The 8014-nt window shown below is 76.9% G+C and carries 9 protein-coding genes; 5 read left to right on the top strand and 4 right to left on the bottom strand.

The genetic code is table 11. The annotated features are described in order from the left end of the window. Positions 1-623: cobalt-precorrin-5B (C(1))-methyltransferase CbiD (cbiD, locus tag BUB17_RS24615; protein WP_141243199.1), on the top strand; the 623-nt coding region annotated here is incomplete at its 5' end. Positions 624-625: 2 nt separating this feature from the next. On the opposite strand, the gene cobM is transcribed toward cbiD, so the two are convergent. The 3 genes from cobM to def all read right to left on the bottom strand — a co-directional run bounded on the left by cobM (position 626) and on the right by def (position 3259). Beyond that, positions 626-1366, bottom strand: coding sequence for a precorrin-4 C(11)-methyltransferase (cobM, locus tag BUB17_RS24610; protein ID WP_072921391.1), 741 nt, complete (start codon positions 1364-1366; stop codon positions 626-628). Positions 1367-1499: 133 nt separating this feature from the next. Then, positions 1500-2705, bottom strand: coding sequence for a precorrin-6y C5,15-methyltransferase (decarboxylating) subunit CbiE (gene cbiE / locus BUB17_RS24605; RefSeq protein ID WP_072921388.1), 1206 nt, complete (start codon positions 2703-2705; stop codon positions 1500-1502). Then, positions 2702-3259, bottom strand: a complete 558-nt coding sequence (def, locus tag BUB17_RS24600) for a peptide deformylase (RefSeq protein WP_072921385.1) — start codon at positions 3257-3259, stop codon at positions 2702-2704. Before def ends, cbiE begins: the two co-directional genes overlap by 4 nt. A gap of 44 nt (positions 3260-3303) precedes the next feature. On the opposite strand from def, the gene BUB17_RS24595 reads away from it, so the two are divergent. From BUB17_RS24595 to BUB17_RS24580, 4 genes are all read left to right on the top strand, one after another. Next, a complete protein-coding gene (locus tag BUB17_RS24595) occupies positions 3304-4260 on the top strand; it encodes a cobalamin biosynthesis protein (protein WP_072921380.1) in 957 nt (318 codons plus the stop codon). Positions 4261-4494: 234 nt separating this feature from the next. Further along, positions 4495-5232, top strand: coding sequence for an ANTAR domain-containing protein (locus BUB17_RS24590; protein ID WP_072921378.1), 738 nt, complete (start codon positions 4495-4497; stop codon positions 5230-5232). 105 nt (positions 5233-5337) lie between these two features. Further along, positions 5338-5997, top strand: coding sequence for a lysophospholipid acyltransferase family protein (locus BUB17_RS24585; RefSeq protein WP_072921376.1), 660 nt, complete (start codon positions 5338-5340; stop codon positions 5995-5997). Further along, positions 5994-7529 carry a cobyric acid synthase gene (locus tag BUB17_RS24580; RefSeq protein ID WP_072921374.1) on the top strand — a complete coding sequence of 512 codons (1536 nt, stop codon included), beginning with the start codon at positions 5994-5996 and terminating at the stop codon, positions 7527-7529. The genes BUB17_RS24585 and BUB17_RS24580 overlap by 4 nt, the downstream gene beginning before the upstream one ends. On the opposite strand, the gene BUB17_RS24575 is transcribed toward BUB17_RS24580, so the two are convergent. Further along, positions 7516-7905 carry an acyl-CoA thioesterase gene (locus BUB17_RS24575; RefSeq protein WP_072921372.1) on the bottom strand — a complete coding sequence of 130 codons (390 nt, stop codon included), beginning with the start codon at positions 7903-7905 and terminating at the stop codon, positions 7516-7518. The two genes, BUB17_RS24580 and BUB17_RS24575, sit on opposite strands and share 14 nt — an antisense overlap. Positions 7906-8014 lie beyond the last annotated feature (109 nt).

The raw sequence follows: 8014 nt of genomic DNA, 5'->3' as shown, positions 1-8014 counted from the left end.
ACGGCGCGGAGCTCGCCCGCAGGACGTGGAACCCGCGGCTGGGCATCCTCGGCGGGCTGTCGATCCTGGGGACGACCGGCGTCGTCGTCCCCTACTCGTGCTCGTCGTGGATCGACTCGATCCGCCGCGGCATCGACGTCGCCCGGGCTGCGGGTCACCGGCACGTCGCCGGGTGCACCGGCTCGACCAGCGAGCGGGTGGTCACCGAGCTGTACGGGCTGCCCGAGGACGCGCTGCTCGACATGGGCGACTTCGCCGGCGCGGTGCTGAAGTACCTGCGCCGCCACCCGGTGCCGCGGCTGACGGTCGCCGGCGGCATCGGCAAGCTCGCCAAGCTCGCCGACGGCCACCTGGACCTGCACTCCGGCCGCTCGCAGGTGTCGACGGCGTCGCTGGCCGCGATGGTGCGCGGCGCCGGTGGTGCGCCGCAGCTGGTCGAGGGGGTGCGCGGCGCCAACACCGCGCTCGACGTGCTGCAGCAGTGCCAGGCGGCCGGGCTGCCGCTGGGCGACCTCGTCGCGGCCGGCGCCCGGGAGACCGCCCTCGGCGTGCTGCGGGGTGCGCCGGTCGCGGTCGACGTCGTGGTGATCGACCGCGCCGGGACGGTCGTGGGCCGCGCCTGACATCAGCGGAGGCGGGTGGTCGAGTACAGGTGGCTGTCGGGGAACTCCGCCGCGGCGAGCACGGGGCCCACGACCACCACCGCCGTCCGCGTCACGCCCGCCGCCTCGACCTGCCCGGCGATGTCGGCCAGCGTGCCGCGCAGCACCAGCTCGTCGTCCCGGCTGGCGCGGGCCACCACGGCGACCGGGCCGTCGTCCCCGTAGTGCTCGGCCAGCTCCGGCGCGAGCTCGGCGATCCGCTGGACCGCGAGGTGCAGCACCAACGTCGCGCCGGTGGCCGCGTAGGCGGCGAGCTCCTCGCCGGGCGGCATCGGGGTGGACCGGGCGCTGGTCCGGGTGAGGACGACGGTCTGCCCCACCCCCGGAACGGTCAGCTCCCGCCTGAGCGCCGCGGCCGCCGCGGCGAACGCCGGGACCCCGGGCACGACCTCGTAGGGCACCCCGGCGGCGTCGAGCCGGCGCATCTGCTCGGCCACGGCGCTGTAGATCGACGGGTCGCCGGAGTGCAGCCGGGCCACGTCGAGGCCGGCCTCGTGCGCGGCGACCAGCTCGGCGGTGATCTGGTCGAGGTCGAGGTCGGCGGTGTCGACCAGCCGTGCGCCGGCCGGAGCGGTGTCGAGCAGCTCGCGGGGCACCAGCGCGCCGGCGTAGAGGCAGACCGGCGCCGCCGCGATGATCCGCGCGGCCCGGAGCGTGACCAGGTCGGCCGCCCCCGGGCCGGCCCCGATGAAGTGCACGGTCACGAGGACAGCGTCGTCCTACCGGACGACACCGCGACCAGGTGCCGTCCCCGACCGTCGTGGAGCCCATCCCGGCGTTCGCGGCGGGAGCCTCCGGCACCACACCGCGCCCACCGACGCCCTACGGGCGAACAACTCATCGCGTCACGCTCCAGATCGTCACGGGCATCGCGGACCGCCAGCCGGTGAAACCGCCGACCGGCTCCGCCCGCTGCACCGCCAGCCGCACGAGGTTCCCACCGACCCCGGCGAACCAGGTCGCCAGGACCGCCTCGCTCTCGACCGTCACCGCGTTGGCCACGAGCCGTCCGCCGACCGGCAGCGCGGCCCAGCACGCCTCCAGCAGCCCCTGCGCCGTCGCGCCGCCGCCCACGAACACCGCGTCCGGCGCCGGTAGCCCGGCGAGCGCCTCGGGCGCGCAGCCCTCGACCACCTCGAGCCCCGGCACGCCCAGCCGGACGGCGTTGCGGCGGATGCGCTGGACGCGGTCGGCCCGGGCCTCGACGGCGACCGCCCGGCACGACGGGGAGGTGCGCATCCACTCGATGCCGATCGACCCGGCCCCGCCGCCGACGTCCCAGAGCAGCTGCCCGGGCACCGGGGCCAGCCGGGAGAGCGTCACGGCGCGGACCTCACGCTTGGTCAGCTGGCCGTCGTCCTCGAACGCCGCGTCGGGTAGCCCGGGCACGGTCGGCAGGACGACGGTGCCCGGGTCGGCGACCACCTCGACGGCGGTGACCACGAGCGGGTCGGTCCCGCCGTGCGGCCAGCCGGCGGCGGTGCCGGTGGAGCGCCGCTCCTCCGGACCGCCCAGCTGGGCCAGCGCGACCAGCCGGCTGGCGCCGTAGCCGAGCCGGGTCAGCAGCGCGGCCACCTCGGCGGGGGTGCCGCCGTCGGAGCCGAGCACCAGCAACCGCCGTCCGGGGGTGGCGTGCGGCACGACCAGCTCGACCGGCCGGCCCACCACGGAGACCACCTGCGTCTCCTCCACCGCCCAGCCCAGCCGGGCGCAGGCCAGCGTCACCGACGACGGGTGCGGGACCACCTCGACCGCGCCCGCCCCGTGCAGCCGGACCAGCGAGGTGCCGACGCCGGACAGCATCGGGTCGCCGCTGGCCAGCACCACGACCCGGCGGCCCGGGTGCTCCTCGAGCAGGCCGGCCAGCGCCGGGGCCATCGGTGCGGGCCAGGGCACCCGCTCGGCGGGGACGTCGTCCGGCACGAGGGCCAGCTGGCGGGCGCCGCCGCGCAGCACGTCGGCGCCCTCGACCGCCCGGCGGGCCCGCGGCGAGAGCCCGTCCCACCCGTCGGCGCCGATCCCGACGACGACCACCTCGGTCACGCGGGCAGCTCCCCCGCCGGCCCCGCCGCCTCCGCCAGCAGCCGCTCCCGCAGCTCCTCGGGCAGCCGGTCGACGTACACCGTGCCGTCCAGGTGGTCGACCTCGTGCTGCAGGCAGCGGGCGGCCATCCCGGTCGCCTCGATCGACACCGGCGCACCGTCCGCGTCGACGCCGTCCACCCGGGCGCGGAAGGCACGCGGCAGCTCGGCGTAGGGGCCGGGCACCGAGAGGCAGCCCTCGTCGGTGACCTCCTCGGCCGGCTCGCCCTCGCGCGGCTCCAGGACCGTGAGTTCCGGGTTCACCACGTAGCCGACGACGTCCTCGCCCTCGGCGTCCGGGCAGTCGATCACGAAGACGCGGGCGTCGACGCCGATCTGGTTGGCCGCCAGGCCCTCGCCGTCGGCGGCCTCCATGCTGGCGAACATGTCGAGGACCAGCCGGCGGAGGTCCTTGCCGAACGCGGTCACCGGGGCGCACGGGCGGTGCAGCACGGGGTTGCTGCCGTAGGGAACGATCGGCCGGGCGACGCCGCTGTAACGGCCGGGCAGGCGCATGACCACCGATCCTAGGGACGGCGCCGCGCGGGCCGGTTGGCACGATGACCGCCGTGCTCCCCGCGCGTGACCTCCCGACCGCCGCGGGACTGGCCCTCGGCGCCGCCGCCGACCTGCTGCTGGCCGACCCGCGCCGGTGGCACCCGGTGGCCGGCTTCGGCCGGGCCGCCGCGGCCCTGGAACGCCGGACCTGGCGGAACTCCCGCGCCGCCGGGGTGGCGCACGCGGGGCTGCTGACCGGCGCGGCGGCCGGCCTGGGCGTCGCGCTCGACCGCGCCACCCGCGGCCGGCCCGGCGCTCGCACCCTGGTCACCGCCGCCGCCACCTGGGCCGTGCTCGGCGGCACGTCCCTGGGCCGCGCCGGGACGGCGATGGCGCACACCCTGGACGCCGGCGACCTGCCCGCCGCCCGTGCCCTGCTGCCCACCCTGGCCGGCCGGGACCCCGCCGGGCTGGAGGTCCCGGACCTGGCCCGCGCCACGGTCGAGTCGGTCGCGGAGAACACCTCCGACGCCGCCGTGGCCCCGCTGGTCTGGGGTGCGCTGGCCGGCCTGCCCGGCCTCCTCGGCTACCGGGCCGTCAACACCCTCGACGCGATGGTGGGCCACCGCTCACCGCGGTACGCGCGCTTCGGCTGGGCGTCCGCGCGCGCCGACGACGTCGCCAACTGGCTGCCCGCCCGGCTGACCGCCGCGCTCACCGTGGCCACCGCTCCACTAGCCGGTGGCTCGTCGCGCCGCGCGTGGAGGGTGTGGCACCGCGACGGCGCGGCCCACCCCTCGCCCAACGCCGGCCGGTGCGAGGCGGCGCTGGCCGGTGCCCTGGACCTGCGGCTGGGTGGCCGCAACGTCTACGGCAGCCGGGTGGAGGACCGTCCCGCCCTCGGCAGCGGACGGGCGCCGTCGGCACGCGACGTCCCCCGGGCCGTGCGGCTCTCCCGCGCGGTGTGGACCGCGGCCGCCGCGCTCGCCGCGGCGGCCCGGGTCCTGCCCCGCCCCTGACTCCCCGCTGCTACTCAGCGCCGTTCCGTGACCGCCTCGGGACGGCGCACCGGGACACGCGGGACGGGGTGACGGATCGGTGCCGACGCGCGTGCGTGTCGCCGCAGGACGCCGTACGGTCCGGGGACACGGAGCGGTTGGTGACCTCGGGTCACCGGCACACCGCGACGGTCGAACACACGGCCGGCGGCGCCCTGGCCGGGCCGGCCCCGGCGGCACACCCATGGAGTCGACATGACCGCGACCCATCCCCCCGCCCTGACACGGAGCACGGCCCCTCGCACCCGTCCGACTCCGCAGCCGGCACACAGCGCCTCCTCCCCCCGGCGGCTGGCCGGCCGGTACCGCTACGACCGGCGCGCCGGCACGTGGACCTGGTCCCCGGAGATGTCCGCGCTGCTCAACCTGGCACGCAACGGCGCCCATCCGTGCACCGAGCTGCTGGTCCGCTCGATCCACCCGGGCGACCGGCCGCGGGCCCTCGACGCCATCGCCGGCGCCTGCTCCGCCGGCGTGCCCTTCGCCCTGCGGGTGCGGCTGGGCAGCCGCGGCGGGGTGGAACGCCCCGCCGTCCTCGTCGGCGAGCCCGTCGTGGACGCGGCCGGGGCGGTCGACGCCCTGGAGGGCGTGCTCGTGGAGCTGCCGCCGGAGCCCCGCCCGCCGGCGCCCCGGCCGGGCGGGGGCGAGTCCGGGGACGACCGGGTGCAGGCCCTGGAGACCGAGGTGACCCAGCTGCGCACCGCGATGAGCAGCCGGGCGGCGATCGAGCAGGCCAAGGGCATCCTCATGCTGCTCACCAGCTGCGGTGAGCAGGTCGCCTTCGACCTGCTGGCGCACATCTCGAGCAACTCGCACCGCAAGGTGCGCGACGTCGCCGTGGCGATCGTCGAGTCGGCGGCCGGGCACGCCGGGCTGCCCGAGGACATCCAGGCGCTCATGCGTGACGTCTGCCCACCCAGCCCGCACCCCTGACGACGCGCCGTGCGCCCCGGGAGACAGCCGCTCCCGGGGCGCACGGGAGAATGCCGCAGTCGCCGGCGGCCGCCGGCGCCCCCGAGCCGAGAAGGGGGACGCGGCGTGCTCTACCTGGTCGTCCGGTTCCTGCTGCGCCCGTTGTTCCACGTCGTGCTGCGCATGCACGTGACGGGGCGGGAGAACGTGCCGGCCACCGGGCCGGTGATCCTGGCCAGCAACCACCTGTCCTTCATCGACAGCATGGTCATCCCGCTGTCCGCGCCGCGCCGCGTGCACTACCTGGCCAAGGCCGAGTACTTCACCGGCACGGGCATCGGCGGCTGGCTGACCCGGACCCTGTTCACCGCGCTCGGCGCCATGCCGGTGCAGCGGCAGACGTCGCGGGCCGCGCAGGAGGCGCTGGACACCGCGCTGGGCGTGCTGCGCCGCGGTGAGGGCTTCGGCATCTACCCGGAGGGCACCCGCTCGCGCGACGGGCGGCTGGCCCGCGGCAAGACCGGGGTCGCCTGGCTGGCGCTCACCGCCGACTGCCCCGTCGTCCCCGTGGCCGTGCGGGGCACCGACCGGGTGCAGCCGGTCGACTCCCGCTGGCCGCGGCCGCACAAGGTGTCGGTCACCTTCGGCGAACCGCTGACGTTCCCCGAGCAGCGCGGGATGGCCGGCAACGGACGGGCCCGCCGCGTGGTGACCGACCGGGTCATGGAGGCGATCGCCGAGCTCTCCGGTCAGGAGAAGGCCGGCTGGGGGCAGCCGGCGGCATGAGCGGCACCGTTCCCCGGCGCCCGGCCTCCGGCGGCGCCCTGCTCGTCGCCGGGACGACGTCGGACGCCGGGAAGTCGGTGGTGACCGCCGGCATCTGCCGCTGGCTGGTGCGCCAGGGGGTGACGGTGGCCCCGTTCAAGGCGCAGAACATGAGCAACAACTCGATGGTCACCCCCGATGGCGCGGAGATCGGCCGGGCGCAGGTCATGCAGGCCGCCGCCGCCCGCATCGAGCCCGAGGCGGCGATGAACCCGGTGCTGCTCAAGCCCGGGGGTGAGAACTCCAGCCAGGTCGTAGTCCTCGGCCGGGCCGTGGCCGACGTGACCGCGCTGTCCTACCGGCCGATGAAGGCCGCCCTGCTGGAGCAGGTGCTGGCCAGCCTCGAGGACCTGCGCTCCCGCTTCGACGTGGTCGTCTGCGAGGGCGCGGGCTCCCCCACCGAGATCAACCTCCGTGCCGACGACATCGCCAACATGGGCCTGGCCACCGCGGCCGGGCTGCCGGTGGTCGTCGTCGGCGACATCGACCGGGGCGGGGTCTTCCCGGCGCTGTACGGCACGGTCGCGCTCATGCCCCCCGCCGACCAGCGGCTGGTCGCCGGCTTCCTGGTGAACAAGTTCCGCGGCGACGTCCGGCTGCTGCGCCCCGGGCTCGAGCAGCTCACCGCGCTCACCGGCCGCCCGATCCTCGGCGTGCTGCCCTGGCTGCCCGGTGCGGCCGTGGACGCGGAGGACTCCCTCGGCGTGCCCACGGGCGTCTCCTCGGCCGGCCCGCCGCACGGCGAGGAGGTGCTGCGGATCGCCGTCGCCCGGCTGCCGCGGCTGTCCAACTTCACCGACCTCGACGCGCTGGCCGCCGAGCCGGGCGTGCTGGTGCGCTACGCGACCACCCCCGAGGAGCTGGCCGACGCCGACCTGGTCGTGCTGCCCGGCACCCGCGCCACGGTCGCCGACCTGGGCTGGCTGCGCGCCACCGGCCTGGCCGACGCCGTCGCCCGGCACGCCGCCGCGAGCCGGCCGGTGCTCGGCGTCTGCGGCGGCTCGCAGATGCTGGCCCGGACGATCACCGACGACGTCGAGTCGCGGGCCGGCACGGTCCCCGGCCTCGGGCTGCTGCCGGCCGACGTCCGGTTCGCCCGCGAGAAGACGCTCGGCCGGCCGGTGGGCACCGCACTCGGCCGGGAGGTGCGCGGCTACGAGATCCACCACGGCGTGGTCACCGTCGACGACACCGCGGAGCGCTTCCTCGACGGCGCCCGCGCCGGGTCGGTGTTCGGGACCACGTGGCACGGGACGCTGGAGGTCGACGGCTTCCGGCGGGCGTTCCTCGCCGAGGTCGCCCGGGTGGCCGGACGGCGGTTCGTCGCCGCGCCGGACACCGACTTCGCCGCCGTCCGCGAGCGGCGCCTGGACGCCCTCGGCGACCTGGTCGCCGAGCACGCCGACACCGGCGCGCTGTGGCGGCTGGTCGAGCACGGCGCCCCCGCCGGCCTGCCGGTGCTGCCGCCCGGGGACGTGCTCAGCCCGCGGTGAGCCGGGCGCGGACGTCGTCGGGCCACGGCGCCTTGCCGGCCGGGGTGATGCACACGTAGGTGGTGCGGACGACGCAGCAGACGCGCTCGCCCACCCGGACGGTGAACCGCACGGTCACGCTGGTGCGGCCGACCTGCTCGGTCTCGGCGTCCACGGTGACGGTGTCACCGAAGCGCGCCGACGACGACCACTCCAGCGAGCTGGCCTTGACCACCGGGTCGACACCGCTCGCGACCAGCTCGTCCCACGGCAGGCCGTGGGCCTCCCACCACGGGTAGGAGGCCTCGTCGGCCCAGGTCAGGTAGTGGGCGTTGAAGACGATGCCCTGCTGGTCGCACTCGACGTACCGGACCGGGGAGCTCCACTGCACGGGCACGGAGGCCCACGCTAGCCGGGCTACGGTGCACCCGTGGACACCGCTGCCGACGTCCTGGCCGGGTACCGACCGCCCTCGAAGCTGGTGCAGGACAAGGTCGTCGACCACC

The organism is Geodermatophilus obscurus (genome assembly GCF_900143215.1).
Taxonomy (GTDB): Bacteria; Actinomycetota; Actinomycetes; order Mycobacteriales; family Geodermatophilaceae; genus Geodermatophilus; species Geodermatophilus obscurus_A.
Note: the sequence above shows the minus strand (reverse complement) of the source record. Positions and strands in the feature narration are given on the sequence as shown.

What these genes read in the sequence shown, in the direction of transcription:
- def (WP_072921385.1), bottom strand. Translation starts at nt 3,259, where the DNA reads ATGCGCCTGCCCGGCCGTTACAGCGGCGTCGCCCGGCCGATCGTTCCC.
- BUB17_RS24580 (WP_072921374.1), top strand. Translation starts at nt 5,994, where the DNA reads ATGAGCGGCACCGTTCCCCGGCGCCCGGCCTCCGGCGGCGCCCTGCTC.
- BUB17_RS24595 (WP_072921380.1), top strand. Translation starts at nt 3,304, where the DNA reads ATGACCGCCGTGCTCCCCGCGCGTGACCTCCCGACCGCCGCGGGACTG.
- BUB17_RS24590 (WP_072921378.1), top strand. Translation starts at nt 4,495, where the DNA reads ATGACCGCGACCCATCCCCCCGCCCTGACACGGAGCACGGCCCCTCGC.